This is a genomic window from Micromonospora sp. NPDC007230, assembly GCF_042869115.1.
GTDB lineage: Bacteria > Actinomycetota > Actinomycetes > Mycobacteriales > Micromonosporaceae > Micromonospora.
Genome location: NZ_JBIAFE010000016.1, coordinates 124,677 through 137,517, shown reverse-complemented (window position 1 = coordinate 137,517; position 12,841 = coordinate 124,677). Strand labels below are relative to the sequence as shown.

Genomic DNA, 12,841 nt, shown 5'->3' with positions numbered 1-12,841 from the left:
CGCAGGCCCGCGACGCCGGTCGTGCGCGTCGCGAGCCCTGCCCCGGGGCGGCGCCCGGCGACGCCGCCCCGGGGTGTCAGGCGACGCCGCCGGAGGTGACGAACGCGGTGTGCAGGGCATCGCGGATGCCCGGGCGGGAGCCGAAGACCAGCAGGAAGGTCGCCTCCCGCACCAGGCGCTGGGCGTGCTGATCGAGCAGAACCGCGCGGCTGCCGGCGGCCACGGCGAGGTTCGCGCTGGCCCGTAGCGCCAGCTCCGAGGCGGCAGCCCGGGCCGCGGGCATGGTGTCCGGGTCCGCGGCGTCGAGGCGGTCCCGGACGGCGTCGAGCTGCTGGCGCAGCCGCGGCTCGTCGGCCAGCTCGATCGCCCGGTCGGCCAGCCCGAGCGCGAGGGAACCGTTGAACCGCAGCGTCGCCGGGTCGCGCTGCCGCCACGCCTCGAGCGGCATCTGGTTGGCGACGCGGTCGGCGGGCACGAAGTGGTTGTCGAAGGTGACCGTCACCGTGCTGCTGGCGTTCACCGCCGACATCCGCAACGGCTCGACGGCCAGCGTGCCACTCGTCGCGGCGTCGACCAGGGCGAAGACCAGCGTGTCGTCGGGCAGCCGGGCGGCCACGTAGATCGTGTCGATCAGGCCCCAGCCGCTCACCCACGGCGCGGCGCCGGAGAACAGGAACCCGCCGTCGGCCGGTGTCGCCGTCAGCGCTGACGGACCGGGCCGCACCGCCGCGCCGATCGCCAGTCCCGCCCGGCGTCGCCCCGTGGCCAGCGGCTCCAGCCAGGCCGCACGAAGCTGAGCGTTGCCGGTGTTGGCCGCCGCCATCACCGCGTTGTGGTGCTGGGCCCAGACGAACGTGGTGGTGAGGCAGCCGCTGGCGAGCGTCTCGATGACGCGGCACACCGCTGGGAAGCTCGGCAGGTCGAGGCGGTTGAACTCCGGGGGCGCGGCCAGTCCGTAAAAGCCCTGCTCGGCGAGCAGGTCCAGGTGGGAGATCGGGACGCGGTCGGCGCCGTCGACCGCAAGCGCGGCGGGGAAGAGCGCCTCGTCGGCGATCTCGCGCGCCTGCCGCAGGCTCGTGGACTCGTCGATGGAGACAGTCACAGCAGTGCCCTCCGTTCATGGGGCCCTGGGGGGCCGGTGGTGCGGGCCCACGGGCCCGGCGGCGCGTCGGCCGCCGCGGTGGCTGACCCGCCAGCCACCGGAACTCGCCTTCACTAGCATCCTCGTGCGTCTGCGGAAGACGAGCCAATACCCGTTATGATGCTAGGACATCTCCCCTGACAGATCACGCACCGGAGGGCGCCGTGGCAGGAGAACCTTCGTTCATCGAGTTCGCAGTTCCGGTCCCCGAACGCACCCGGGAGTTCTACGAGGCGCTGTTCGGCTGGAAGTTCACGATGCTCACCCACGGGTCGTACATCGAGATGCCGGGCGCGGCCCCGGGCCTGGAGGCCGGCTCCCACCCGGACACCGACCCCCCGCACATCATCGTCTACTTCGGGGTGGACGACCTGGCCAAGGCCGTCGAGCGGGTCAAGGAGCTGGGCGGCGAGGTGGGCCCGCTGCGGCCGCCGAGCCCGCAGTACGGCGCGTTCGCCGAGTGCCGCGACAACCAGGGCGTGGCCTTCGGCCTGCGGGAGCTGCCCAAGGCCGGGTGACCGGCCGTCCGGATGCGACGGGGGTGGTCGGCGGCGCGCCGGCCACCCGCCGGCCCCGATGCATCGCCGTGCGGCACGCATCGGCGCCTCAGGAAGGCGTGCCCGGCAGGCGGCCCGGGTCCGTCACCACCGCCGCGGCCAGCTCCACGTAGTCCTTGACGAGCTGCCGCGCCCAGTCCGGAGTGAACCGGTCGCGGTCGCACATGACGACGGCGGTGAGCGCGTCGCCCTGGGGTACGACGACGAACTCCAGCGCGAACCGGCTGCGCTCCAGCTGCGCCTCGAGGTCCTCCAGCTCGTCGCCGCTCATGTCGGCCCTCGGCACGAACGACCCGAGCAGCTGGAACATGACGTCGTCGGTGCGGCCCTCCCCCGTGACCGTCCCGGGCGGCAGCAGCTGCGCCGGCAGCTCCTGGTGGCGCAGGCCCTCCATCACCACGTTGCGCACCTGCCGCAGCAGGTCGGTGAACGGCTCGGCGGCCACCACCCGGCCCCGCAGCAGCACCATGGACACGAAGAAGCCGACCGTGTCGCGGACCTCCGGCCGGCTGCGGTTGGCGAACAGCGACGCCACCGTCAGGTCCGACTGGCCGGTGGCCCGGTGCAGCACCAGGTAGAACAGGGAGAGCATCACCGGGAAGAGGGTGGTGCGTTGCTTGCGGGCGAGCTGGTGCAGCCCTTGCGCCACGTGCGGGTCGATGGTCAACTCCACCGACACCCAAGCCGGCTCGCCGGGGCCCCGGGGGACCTCTGCGTGCTCCGGCAGGCGCACCAGCCGTGCCCCGTCGAGCTGCCCGCGCCAGTGGTCGAACAGCGCCCCCGAATCCGGCCCGGAGATCAGCTCCCGCTGCCATGCCGCCCACTTGGCGTACTGCCATCCGACCTCCGGCAGCTCCTCGCCGTGGTAGAGCGCACGGACGTCGCGCGACAGCAGCGCGTTGGACCAGTCGTCGCTGACGTAGTGGTGCATGGTCAGCACGAAGATGTGATGCTCGGGGCCGACGGTGATCAGCGTGGGCCGGGTGGGCCACACGCCGATGTCCACGGCGGTGGTCAGCTCGGCGGCGATGTGCTCGCGGGCGGCCCGCCGGGGATCGGCCTGCCCGGACACGTCCACGCCAAGCAGCTCGACCGGGCGCGGCGGATTGATCACCTGGACGAGCTGGCGCCGCCGAGCGACGAACGTCGTCCGCAGCGACTCGTGCCGCTCGTGCAGCCGGTCCACGACGCGGCGCAGGACGGCGATGTCGCAGTCCCCGCGCAGGTGCCACACCACCTGCTCGTTGAGTGCGTTCTGCTGCCCTCGATAGTGGTCCATCAGCCACAGGAGGCGTTGACCCACCGAAGCCGGTTCCTCTCGCATGCCGGCGACGCTACCGCAGCAAGCGCGTGGTTACGAGTGTTCGGCAGATACTTCAACAGTCTCCGCAAACACTCCTTGACACGAGTTTCGGGGAGCCCGAATAATCGGCGGCGGACGCGGGCGGTGCACGCCGTACCGGTCGCCGGGAGGCCCCTATGACAGCCGTTCGCGCGCCACGGGTCAGCTTCGACGTCTCGGACCCGCAGCTGCTGGCCGACCCGTTCCCGACGTACGAGCGGCTGCGCCGCACCGGCGCCGTGCTGAGCAACGGGCCGGGGCAGTGGGTCGTCCCCGGCTACCGCGAGGTGGCCGCCCTGCTCAGGGACCAGCGGCTGACCAAGACCCTGCCGGAGCAGTACTACCGCTTCACCGTCGGGGACCCGGAGCTGAGCGGCTTCTTGTCCGGGCAGAACCTCGGCCAACGCAACCGGCTCGCCAGCCGGGTCCTGGTCAGCTCGTTCAGCCCCGGCCTGGTCCGGCGGCTCGGCGAACGCATGACCTCCCTCGTGGACGACCTGCTCGAACCCGTTCTGGCGACCGGCCGGATGGACCTGGTCGCCGACCTCGCGCTGCCCTTCCCACTGATGGTCATCTGCGATCTGCTCGGGGTGCCGGCGGCCGACCGGGCCCTGCTGTGGCCGCACGCGGCGCAGCTGGTCAGGGCCTTCAGCGACGTGGCGTTCCGCAGCGACCGCGACGTCGGCGAGGCGGTTCGCTCGCTGCGCTGGCTGCGCGCGTACCTCGGCGACCTCGTCGAGGACGGCCCCGGCGGCGACAACCTGCTGACCCGGATGGCCATGACCGAGTCGGACGGGCAGCGGCTGCGCCGCGAGGAGATCGTCGACAACGCCATCACGGTCTTCTACGCCGGCTTCGAGACGTCGATGGGCATGATCTCCAACGGCATGGTCGCCCTGCTGGAGCACCGCGACCAGCTTGCCCGGCTACGGGCGGGTGCCGCCAGCACCGCCACCGCGGTCGAGGAGATGCTGCGCTACGAGGCGCCGATCCAGGTGACCATGCGCAGCCCGGTGGAGCCGGTGGAGGTCGCCGGCCGGACGGTCCGCCCCGGCCGGGTGCTCTACCTGCTGGTCGGGTCGGCCAACCGGGACCCGGAGCAGTTCGGCGAGCCGGACCGCTTCGATGTCGGCCGCCGACCCAACCAGCACCTCAGCTTCGGAGCCGGCGTCTACCACTGCCTGGGCGCCGCCCTGGCCCGCGCCGAGGGCGTCGCCGTGTTCGACCGGCTGCTGCGCCGCACCAGCGCCATCGAGTTCGACGGCGAGCCGGTACGCCGGCCCCGCTTCAACTTCCGCACGTACGACCAGGTGCCGCTCACGGTGCGCGCGGCGTGACGGTGACCAGCACGAGGCGCCCGAACGCGGCCGCCAGGAAGCGAGGACGGCGTTGAACCTGCACGACGACCCGGCCGAGGCCGCGTTCCGCGCCGGGCTGCGCGAGTGGCTACGGTCCCGCCTGCCGGACGACGACCCGTCCCGTACCTGGAGCACCGCGCAGCTGCGCGAGTGGAGCCACGACCTGTCCGAGGCCGGCTACGCCGGCATCACCTGGCCGAAGGAGTACGGCGGCCAGGGCCTCACCGCCGCCCACCAGGCCATCTTCGCCGAGGAGACCGCCCGCGCCGGCGCGCCGGACCACATCAACATCATCGGAATGAACATGGTCGGCCCGACGCTCATCGCGCACGGCACCGACGAGCAGAAGGCGCGCTACCTGTCCGGCATCCTGTCCGGTCGTACCCTGTTCTGCCAGGGGTTCTCGGAGCCGGAGGCCGGCTCGGACCTGGCCGCGGTGCGCACCACGGCCCGGCGGGCGGAGCCGGACGGCTACCTGCTCGACGGCGAGAAGGTCTGGTCCTCCTACGCCCACCTGGCCGACCACTGCCTCCTGCTGGCCCGCACCGGGCCCGCCGAGCCGAAGCACCAAGGGCTGACGTGCTTCCTGCTGGACATGCGGGCGCCGGGGGTGAAGGTGTCGCCCCTGCGGCAGCTCAACGGCGACACCGACTTCAACCAGATCATCCTGACCGATGCCCCGGTCGGCGACGCCGACGTCGTGGGCGAGGTCGGCAGGGGCTGGTCGGTGGCGCTGTCCACGCTGGCCCACGAGCGGGGAACGTTCGGGGTCACGCTCACCGCCCGGTTGGTCGCGCAGTTCGACCGGTTGCTGCGGCTGGTGCGCGAGGTCGGCGCCGACGGCGACCCGGCCGTCCGCCGCGAGCTGGCCACGCTGCACGCACGGTTGCAGGGGCTGCGGTACACGGGCTACCGGTCGCTGGCCGCGTTGCGCCGCTCCGGCGAGCCCGGCGCGGAGGCGTCCATCCTCAAGCTCGAATGGTCGCTGCTGCACCAGCGGGTCTGCGCGCTCGCGCTGCGCGTCCAGGGCCCGGCGGCGCTGCTCGACAGCGGTGACGCCGCCTGGCACGGGTACTGGCAGCGGCAGCGGCTCCGCAGCCGGGCGAACACGATCGAGGGCGGCACCTCCGAGATCCTGCGCGGGATCGTCGCCGAGCGCGTGCTGGACCTGCCCAGATCCCGCCAGTGACCACCGGCCGGCGACGACACGGAGAAGACCATGGATTTTGCCCTCACCGATGAGCAGCGGGAGATCCGCCGGGCCGCCCGCGACCACCTGGCGCGACGCTACCCGGCGACGCGGGTGTGCGCGCTGGCGGAGGGCCCCGGCGGGAGCGAGGCGGGTGCCTGGCCCGAGCTGATCCGGCAGGGCTGGCTGGACGACGACCTGGGCATGGTCGAGCTGGCGCTGCTGGCCGAGGAGAGCGGGCGGTGCCTGCACCCGACACCGTGGTGGACCACGGTCGCCCTGGCCGCGCCGTACGCGCGGGCCGCCGGGGAGTCCCTGACCGTGCCGGCGACCTTCGCCGACGGCGCCCCGGACGGCGCCGCGCCCGCCGGCGCCGGGACCGTGCGGGCCACCCGCTCGCGTCGGGGCTGGTCCCTGACCGGGCAGGTGCCGGCGGTGCCGCAGGCGGGCGCGGTGCGCTGCGTCGTGGTACGGGCCCGCACCGAGGAGGGGCCGGCCGTGTTCGCCTGCGACACCGGGTCCCCAGGGCTGGTCGTGGCGGAGCTGTCGACGCTGGACACGCTGCGCCGGATGGCCCAGGTCCGGTGGGACGGCACGCCGGCGCGGCTGCTCACCGAGCCGGGCCGCACGCCGGAGGTGGCGCGTCTGGCCCGGCTGCGTGGCGGCGCGCTGCTGGCCGCCGAGGCGGTCGGGGTCGCGGCGGGCGCGCTGGACATGGCCGTCACCCACGCCCGCCAGCGGGAGCAGTTCGGGCGGCCGATCGGCAGCTTCCAGGCCGTGGCGCACCAGCTGACCGACGCGTACGTCGGCACCGAGCTGGCACGGTCGCTGGCGTACCGGGCCGCTTGGCTGGTGCAGAACGATCCCGAGGGGTCACTGGCGTGCGCGCAGGCGGTCGACGAGGCGGTGCTGGTGGCGCGCGACGCGGCGGTGCGCACCTGCGAGACCGCCGTCCAGATCACGGGCGGGATGGGGGTGACGTGGGAGTACCCGCTGCACCGGTGGCTGCGCCGGGCGCTGTGGCTGGACGCCTTCCCGGGGTTCGGCGACGATCCGCACGGTCGGGTGGCCGAGCGGCTGCTGCGGCGCGACGACGCGGGCGGGATCACCCCGACCACGCTGGACGGGCGTTAGCGTGAAGCCGTCCGTCGACAACCGAGGAGGTCGGAGTGGTCAGCCCCGAAACCGTCAGCAGCATCGCCCTGTCGCTTCCCGGAGCGCACCAGTCGGCGCACTTCGACGTGACCGACTTCCGCGTCGGCAACAAGATCTTCTGCACCCTCCCCAAGCCCGGGGTGATGGGGATGCGCATCGACGTCGCCGAGCAGGCGGCGCTCATCAGCGAGGACCCGGCGACCTTTTCGGCGCCGAACAACAGGTACGGGCAGAACGGCTGGACGTTCGTCGAACTGGCGACGGTCGACCCGGCGCAGCTGCGAGAACTGATCACCGATGCGTGGCGCCGGCTCGCGTCCAAGAAGTTGCAGGCCGAGTTGGACGAGGCCGGCGCTTCCTGACGCCCCGCCACGCGACTCCGGCGGCCCGGGGCTGCCGGATCGTCATGCGAAGGGACGGAGACACCCTTGGGCACCAGGCGCACCATTGACGCCGAGTCGATCTTCAAGCTCCTCGAACTCGGTGACTATCTCCTGCCGTACACCATCCGGGCAGTCTGCCTGCTCGGCGTGGCCGACCACCTGGTGGACGGGCCGGTGCCGATGTCCCGGCTGGCCCGGGCGACCGGGACCCACGAGCCCACCCTCCGCAAGACGCTGGAGTACCTGGCGACGCGGGAGCTGTTCGAGCTGGTGGAGCCGGATGGCGTGGCGCTGACCCCGCTGTCGGACCTGTTGCGCGAGGGGCACCCGTACTCGGCGCGTGACATCTTCCTGTCCCCCGTGGCGTGTACCCGGGCGATGGAGGGGCTCGCCGAGTCGATCCGCACCGGCGGCCCCGCGTTCGACGTGGTGCACGGCCGGTCCATGTGGGAGCACCTGAGCGCCCAACCCGAGGACGGGGAAGCGTTCGACAAGGTGATGAGCGGGGTCACCGGGATGGAGCTGCTGGCGGTGCTGCGGGCCTGCGACTGGCGGCGCTTCGCCAGCATCGTGGACGTCGGCGGCGGCAACGGCGGTTTCCTGGCCAGCCTGCTGCGCCGGGTCCGGGGCGCCCGGGGCGTGCTGTTCGACCTGCCGGGCGTCGTGGCCAACGCCCCCGAGGTCCTGGCCGCCGCAGGGGTCGCCGACCGGGTGGAGGTGGTGCCGGGCAGCTTCCTGGAGGGGCCGATTCCGCCCGGCGGCGACGCGTACGTGCTCAAGCGCATCCTCTACAGCTGGAGCGACGAGGAGGTGGTGGGCATTCTCGGCCGGGTCCGGGCCGCGATGACGCCGCACAGCCGGCTGTTCGTCATGGAGGCCGGACGGCAGGACGCCGAGGTGCCGATCCTGGCGCGCCGCATGGACCTGCTCATGCACACCCTCACCGCGGGCGGCGCGCGGACCCTCGAGCAGCAGGGCGAGCTGCTGGGCCGGGCCGGGCTACGGCTGGTCCGCAACGTCTCCACCCCCATGTTCCCGATCATCGAGGCGGCGACCGCGTGACCGGTCCGCTCGGCTGGCTGGACCGGCCCGACCGCCGGCGCGGCATCCGGTTCGCCGAGCCCGACGGGTCGTGGCGGCTGTGGTCGTACGCCGAGCTGGCGGACCTCGTGCGCCGGTACGCGGGCGCGTTGCGCGGCGCCGGGGTGGGCGCGGGCGACGTGGTGTCGATCGTGGAGACCACCGGCCCCCGGTTCGTGGGGCTGCTGTTCGGCACCATGCTGGCCGGCGCCGCCGCCTCGCCGGTGGCCCCACCGCCGCCCTTCGGGGACCGGGCACGCTGGGCCGAGCACCTGCGCGGCGTGCTGGGGGCCAGCAGGCCGCGGCTGGTCGCGCACGACCCCGCGCTGTCCCTGGTGGCCGACGTGTGCGCCGGGGCGGGCGTGCCCGCGCACGACGGCGAGGGGTTGCTCGCCGCCGCCGACGGCCGCTGGGCGCCGGCGCCCGGGCCGGCCGGGCTGGCGCTGGTGCAGTTCACCTCGGGCAGCAGCGGCCGGGTGCGCGGGGTGCGCGTGCCCCATCCGGCGCTGGCGGCCACCGTCGCCGGCATCCAGCGGTGGCTGCGGATGACGCCCGACGACCCGACCGCCTCCTGGCTGCCCGTGCACCACGACATGGGCCTGGTGGGCTGCCTGCTGGCGCCCGTGGCCACGGGGTCGGACCTGTGGCTGATGTCGCCGGGCGACTTCGTCCGCCGGCCGCTGCGCTACCTGGAGTGCTTCGGCCGGCGGGGCGCGCGGCTGACCGCGATGCCGGCGTTCGGACTGGACCACATCGTGCGGCGGGTGCCCCGTGAGGCGCTGGCCGGGATGGACTTCTCGGCCTGGCGGGCGGTGATCGTCGGCGCGGAGCGGATCCCGCCGGCGCTGCTGGCGGAGTTCGCCCGCTTCGCCGCTCCGCACGGGCTACGCCGCGAGGCGCTGCTGCCCGCGTACGGGCTGGCCGAGGCGACGCTGTCGGTGACTGGCGTGCCGCTGGACAGCGGCTGGCGCACCGCCACTGTCGACCGGGGCGAGGTGGTGGGCTGCGGACGCCCGCTCGCCGGCGCGCGGGTGACGGTGGTGGACGACGACGGCCGAGCCGTTCCCGACGGCGTGGTCGGCGAGATCGTGGTGCGCGGCCCGTCCGTGGCGGCGGGCTACCTGCCGGCGGTCGCGGACCGCACCGTCGGCGGCACCCGGCTGCTCGATGGCGAGGTGCGCACCGGCGATGCGGGTTTCCTCGCCAGCGGGGAGCTGTTCGTGCTGGGCCGCCTCGGCGACGGCGTCAAGGTGCGCGGCCGGATGCTGCTCGCCGAGGACGTCGAGGCGGCGGCGGTTTCGGCCTGCGGGGCGCCGGCCGGGCGGATCACGGCCCTGCTCGGGCAGGTCGGCGACGCGCCTCGGGTGGTCCTGCTGCTGGCCCGGCCCGAGCCGGGCTGGCTGCCGGCGGCGTGCGACGCGGCCACGGCCGCCGCGGAGGGGGTGCCGGTGGAGCCGGTGGTCGTGCCGGTGGGCGCGGTGGCGCGCACGAGCAGCGGCAAGCCGCGCCGCCGGCTCATGTGGCAGGACTACCTCGCCGGCCGGCTCGACTTCGGCGCGCCGGCGACGGACGACCGACCGGCGGGGGTGCCGGCGGCGACGTGACCTGCGGTCAGCGGTACTGGCCGGCGGGCAGCCCGAGCGCCTCGCGGACGTGGTCGAGCACCTCGGCCTGCCGGTCGATCAGATAGAAGTGGTGCCCGGGAAGCACCCGGAGCTGGAATTCCCCGGTGGTGCAGCGCCGCCAGTCGGCGACCTCGGGCACGTGCGCCTCCGGGTCGTCGTCGCCGGTGATCGCGGTGACCGGCACCGACAGCGGCGCGCCGAGGGTGGGCCGGTATGTCTCGACGAGGCGGTAGTCGGCCCGCAGCGCGGGCAGCAGTGCGTTGCGCAACTCCGGGTGCGCCAGCGCCTCGTCGGTGGTGCCGCCGAGGCGGCGCAGCTCGTCCCACAGTTCCTGGTCGCTGCCGAGGTGCTTGATGCCCGGCCGGTGGTGCTGCGGGGCCGGGCGGCCGGAGACGACCAGCCGGCGCGGCGAAACGCCGAGGCCGTGTTCGAGCCGGTGCGCCACCTCGTACGCGACGGCGGCGCCCATGCTGTGGCCGAACAGGGCGAAGTCGGTGTGCAGCAGCGGTTGCAGCGCGGCGACGATCCCGTCGACCATCGTGGCCATGTCCCGCACGCACGGCTCGTGGATACGGTCCAGCCGGCCGGGATACTGCACCGCGACGACCTCGGCCTCGGCGGACAGCCGCACGGCCCACTGCCGGTAGAAGGTCGCGTTGCCGCTGGCGTACGGGAAGCAGACCAGGCGCCGGGTCGCCGCCGGACGCGGCCGGTAGCGGCGCAGCCAGGACGCGGCCTCCACGGTGGCCCTCACGGCCGCGCCGCCTCGTCACCGGCGGCGGCGATGGCCTTGAGGTCGTCGTCGGTCAGCGGCCGCGGCGGGGTGGACGACAGCAGCTCCGGCGGCCCGAGCCGCAGCGTCAGGTCCTGCCACAGCTTGCACAGCGACAGGTGGTACTGGCCGCGGCGCAGCGGGTCCTGCCGTTCCCGGGCGGCCTGGTAAAGCTCGGTGAGGGCGTGTGCGATGCCAGCCGGCCACAGGCTGCGGAAGATGTGCCGGTACGACGGCACGGTGTCCGGTCCGAGCACGACGGCGCTGGGCGCCTGCGCGTCGTCCGGCATGGTGGCGTAGTGGGGGTCGGCGTTCGGGTCGGCGACCTCGCGGGGGAAGTCGGGGCGGGCGGACCAGACGACCGGCCCGTGGGTGTTGACCAGGGTCAGGTTGCCGGCCTCCGTGCCGATGCTGATCCGGTGCATCAGGTGGGCGTAGTTGTCCGGGTCGGCGGGGTCCATCTGGTTCTGAATACGCAGGGTGGCGGGTACCCCGGCCAGCACCCCGTCGAGGCTGCGGAACGGGATGTCCAGGGTGGTCGCGGCGCGCACCGGGGGGGCCGACTCGGGCAGGTCACCGAAGGCGAACGGCCGCACCCCGCTGAGGGCCTGCCCGAGGATGTCCAGCATGGAATAGGCGAGCTGGAAACCGGCCGCCGCGTCGACGTAAAGCGGGCGTTGCCGCCGCGTCAGCTCCTGCGCCGCCGCGACGAACCGGCGTACGGGGGCGACGTGGGTATAGAACGGGTTCAGGTGGTAGACGACGCCGTGCCGGCGGGCGGCGCGCAGGTTCTCCGCCAGTTCGTCGTGGTGCAGGGGGTGTTCCTGGAGCACGTGGATGCCGCGGGCCATGAGCGCGCGGGCCAGTTCCGAACCGCGGCCGCCGAGCAGGCCGCCCCGGATCACCACGCACGCCATGTCGATGTCGTCGGGCAGCTGCTCCGGGTCGGTGTACAGCGGCGCGTCGTAGCGGCGGGCGCAGGCGCGGGAGCGTTCGCTGCCGGCGCCGAGCACTCCGGCCAACTCGAAGGGCAGGTCGGGGTTGCGGAACGCCTCCAGGTAGACCTGGCCGAATCGGGCGCCGCAGACGACGACCCGGGGACGCTGCGTCAAAGTGCCTCCTCCACGTGGCCGCCGGCGTGGGCGGCTTCGCCGTCGAACACCGTCAGGCCGCTCACCGCGGCCGAGCCGGCAAGCAGGTCTACCGCGAGCTGCGGGTCGAGCGCCTCCCCCGCGTGGTGCAGGCCGGCGGCCAGGGTCCCCTCGGTGAGCGCCGCCACGGCGACGGCCGCGAACGCGCCGGTGAGCGAGCTGGCGCTGTCGCCGCGCAGCACGAGGGTGTGCGCGGCACCGGCGACGGTGGTCAGCTCCACGACGATCAGCTGGTAGGTTGCGCGGCCGAAGGCGTCCAGCTCGGCGGCGCGGCGCAGTGCCTCGGGGGCGTTCCCGCCGGCTGGGGGCTGCCGCAGCACCTGCGCGACGTGCGGTCCGGCGAAGACGGAGTGCCAGGTGGCGTCGGTGACGCCCAGGAGCCGGGCCACCCGTTCCAGCTCGGTGCTCAGATACGGCACGGCCGTGGCCAGCTCCGGGAAGAACGGCAGCTCGGCGTCGGTGCGGGTGGGCAGCGGGTGCCGCGCTCGCACGCCCCCGGTCAGCGCCGCCCCCGCCTGGCCGAACCCCTCTCCCACGCGCAGGTAGTCGGCCGCGGCGGTGGCGGTGAACCGGTCGCGACCGCCGAGGTAGCCGAGCAGCGCGCGCGGCGGGTCCAGCAGGGTGGCGGCGAGATAGCGGGGTAGCAGTGCGCTCAGGCCGGGCATCATGCCGGCGGAGATCACGGCGGTCCGCCCCGGCGTCCGCGCCGACAGGGCCCGCGCCTGCTCCCACAGAACGTCGTCGCCAGCGGCGTCGACGTAGTCCGCGCCGGCGGCGAGCGCCGCCCGCGCCACCCGGTCCTCGACGAGGTAGGCCGGGCCGGCGCAGTTGAGCACGACGTCGCAGCCCGCGCAGTAGCGGTGCAGCGCGTCGGTGTCGGCGATGTCGAGGACCTCGGCGGTGGGCGGGGAACCGCCGGTGGCGGCGAGCCCGTGGCACAGCGCGTCGAGGGGGGCGCGGCGGCGGCCGGCGAGGCGCAGCGCATGCCGGCCGCGACGGTGCAGCTCGGCCACGGCGGCGGCGCCGACCGCGCCGGCCGCGCCGACGACGCCCACCACGGGGGCCGGCCCGGTCACCGGGAGCCCTCG

Annotated in this window: 12 protein-coding genes; 7 read left to right on the top strand and 5 right to left on the bottom strand. The window is 74.3% G+C overall.

What is annotated here, in order from left to right:
* Window positions 1-76 precede the first annotated feature (76 nt).
* Window positions 77-1,102: an acyl-CoA dehydrogenase family protein gene (locus ACFYML_RS22660; protein ID WP_387422544.1), complete on the bottom strand. Its 1,026-nt coding sequence runs from the start codon at window positions 1,100-1,102 to the stop codon at window positions 77-79.
* A 203-nt stretch (window positions 1,103-1,305) separates the two neighbouring features.
* Between ACFYML_RS22660 and ACFYML_RS22655 the strand changes: the two genes are divergently transcribed.
* On the top strand, window positions 1,306-1,659 hold the full coding sequence (locus tag ACFYML_RS22655) for a VOC family protein (RefSeq protein ID WP_073834315.1): 354 nt from the start codon (window positions 1,306-1,308) through the stop codon (window positions 1,657-1,659).
* A gap of 88 nt (window positions 1,660-1,747) precedes the next feature.
* Here the strand turns inward: ACFYML_RS22655 and ACFYML_RS22650 are convergent, their stop codons facing one another.
* Window positions 1,748-3,022 carry a condensation domain-containing protein gene (locus ACFYML_RS22650; RefSeq protein WP_387422543.1) on the bottom strand — a complete coding sequence of 425 codons (1,275 nt, stop codon included), beginning with the start codon at window positions 3,020-3,022 and terminating at the stop codon, window positions 1,748-1,750.
* Between the two features lie 155 nt (window positions 3,023-3,177).
* Here ACFYML_RS22650 and ACFYML_RS22645 point away from each other — a divergent pair, with 155 nt between their 5' ends.
* From ACFYML_RS22645 to ACFYML_RS22620, 6 genes are all read left to right on the top strand, one after another.
* Window positions 3,178-4,377 carry a cytochrome P450 gene (locus tag ACFYML_RS22645; protein ID WP_387422542.1) on the top strand — a complete coding sequence of 400 codons (1,200 nt, stop codon included), beginning with the start codon at window positions 3,178-3,180 and terminating at the stop codon, window positions 4,375-4,377.
* Window positions 4,378-4,429: 52 nt separating this feature from the next.
* Window positions 4,430-5,587 carry an acyl-CoA dehydrogenase family protein gene (locus tag ACFYML_RS22640; RefSeq protein ID WP_387422541.1) on the top strand — a complete coding sequence of 386 codons (1,158 nt, stop codon included), beginning with the start codon at window positions 4,430-4,432 and terminating at the stop codon, window positions 5,585-5,587.
* Window positions 5,588-5,617: 30 nt separating this feature from the next.
* Window positions 5,618-6,721 carry an acyl-CoA dehydrogenase family protein gene (locus ACFYML_RS22635; RefSeq protein ID WP_387422540.1) on the top strand — a complete coding sequence of 368 codons (1,104 nt, stop codon included), beginning with the start codon at window positions 5,618-5,620 and terminating at the stop codon, window positions 6,719-6,721.
* 35 nt (window positions 6,722-6,756) lie between these two features.
* Window positions 6,757-7,104, top strand: a complete 348-nt coding sequence (locus tag ACFYML_RS22630; protein ID WP_357441789.1) for an MmcQ/YjbR family DNA-binding protein — start codon at window positions 6,757-6,759, stop codon at window positions 7,102-7,104.
* A gap of 66 nt (window positions 7,105-7,170) precedes the next feature.
* Entirely contained in the window at window positions 7,171-8,187 is a 1,017-nt protein-coding gene (locus tag ACFYML_RS22625) for a methyltransferase (protein WP_387422539.1), read from the top strand.
* Window positions 8,184-9,809: an AMP-binding protein gene (locus tag ACFYML_RS22620; protein ID WP_387422538.1), complete on the top strand. Its 1,626-nt coding sequence runs from the start codon at window positions 8,184-8,186 to the stop codon at window positions 9,807-9,809. Before ACFYML_RS22625 ends, ACFYML_RS22620 begins: the two co-directional genes overlap by 4 nt.
* A 7-nt stretch (window positions 9,810-9,816) precedes the next feature.
* Here ACFYML_RS22620 and ACFYML_RS22615 read toward each other — a convergent pair whose 3' ends face one another.
* From ACFYML_RS22615 to ACFYML_RS22605, 3 genes are read right to left on the bottom strand one after another with little or no spacing between them, the layout of a single operon-like run.
* Window positions 9,817-10,584 (bottom strand): thioesterase II family protein, encoded by a 768-nt coding sequence (locus ACFYML_RS22615; RefSeq protein ID WP_387422537.1) that lies wholly within the window; start codon window positions 10,582-10,584, stop codon window positions 9,817-9,819.
* Window positions 10,581-11,714, bottom strand: a complete 1,134-nt coding sequence (locus ACFYML_RS22610) for a Gfo/Idh/MocA family oxidoreductase (RefSeq protein ID WP_387422536.1) — start codon at window positions 11,712-11,714, stop codon at window positions 10,581-10,583. Before ACFYML_RS22610 ends, ACFYML_RS22615 begins: the two co-directional genes overlap by 4 nt.
* Window positions 11,711-12,829: a saccharopine dehydrogenase NADP-binding domain-containing protein gene (locus tag ACFYML_RS22605; protein ID WP_387422535.1), complete on the bottom strand. Its 1,119-nt coding sequence runs from the start codon at window positions 12,827-12,829 to the stop codon at window positions 11,711-11,713. The genes ACFYML_RS22610 and ACFYML_RS22605 overlap by 4 nt, the downstream gene beginning before the upstream one ends.
* Window positions 12,830-12,841 lie beyond the last annotated feature (12 nt).

Excerpts from the sequence above, each read along its gene's own strand:
- ACFYML_RS22645 (WP_387422542.1), top strand. The coding sequence starts at position 3,178 with ATGACAGCCGTTCGCGCGCCACGGGTCAGCTTCGACGTCTCGGACCCG.
- ACFYML_RS22635 (WP_387422540.1), top strand. The coding sequence starts at position 5,618 with ATGGATTTTGCCCTCACCGATGAGCAGCGGGAGATCCGCCGGGCCGCC.
- ACFYML_RS22650 (WP_387422543.1), bottom strand. The coding sequence starts at position 3,022 with ATGCGAGAGGAACCGGCTTCGGTGGGTCAACGCCTCCTGTGGCTGATG.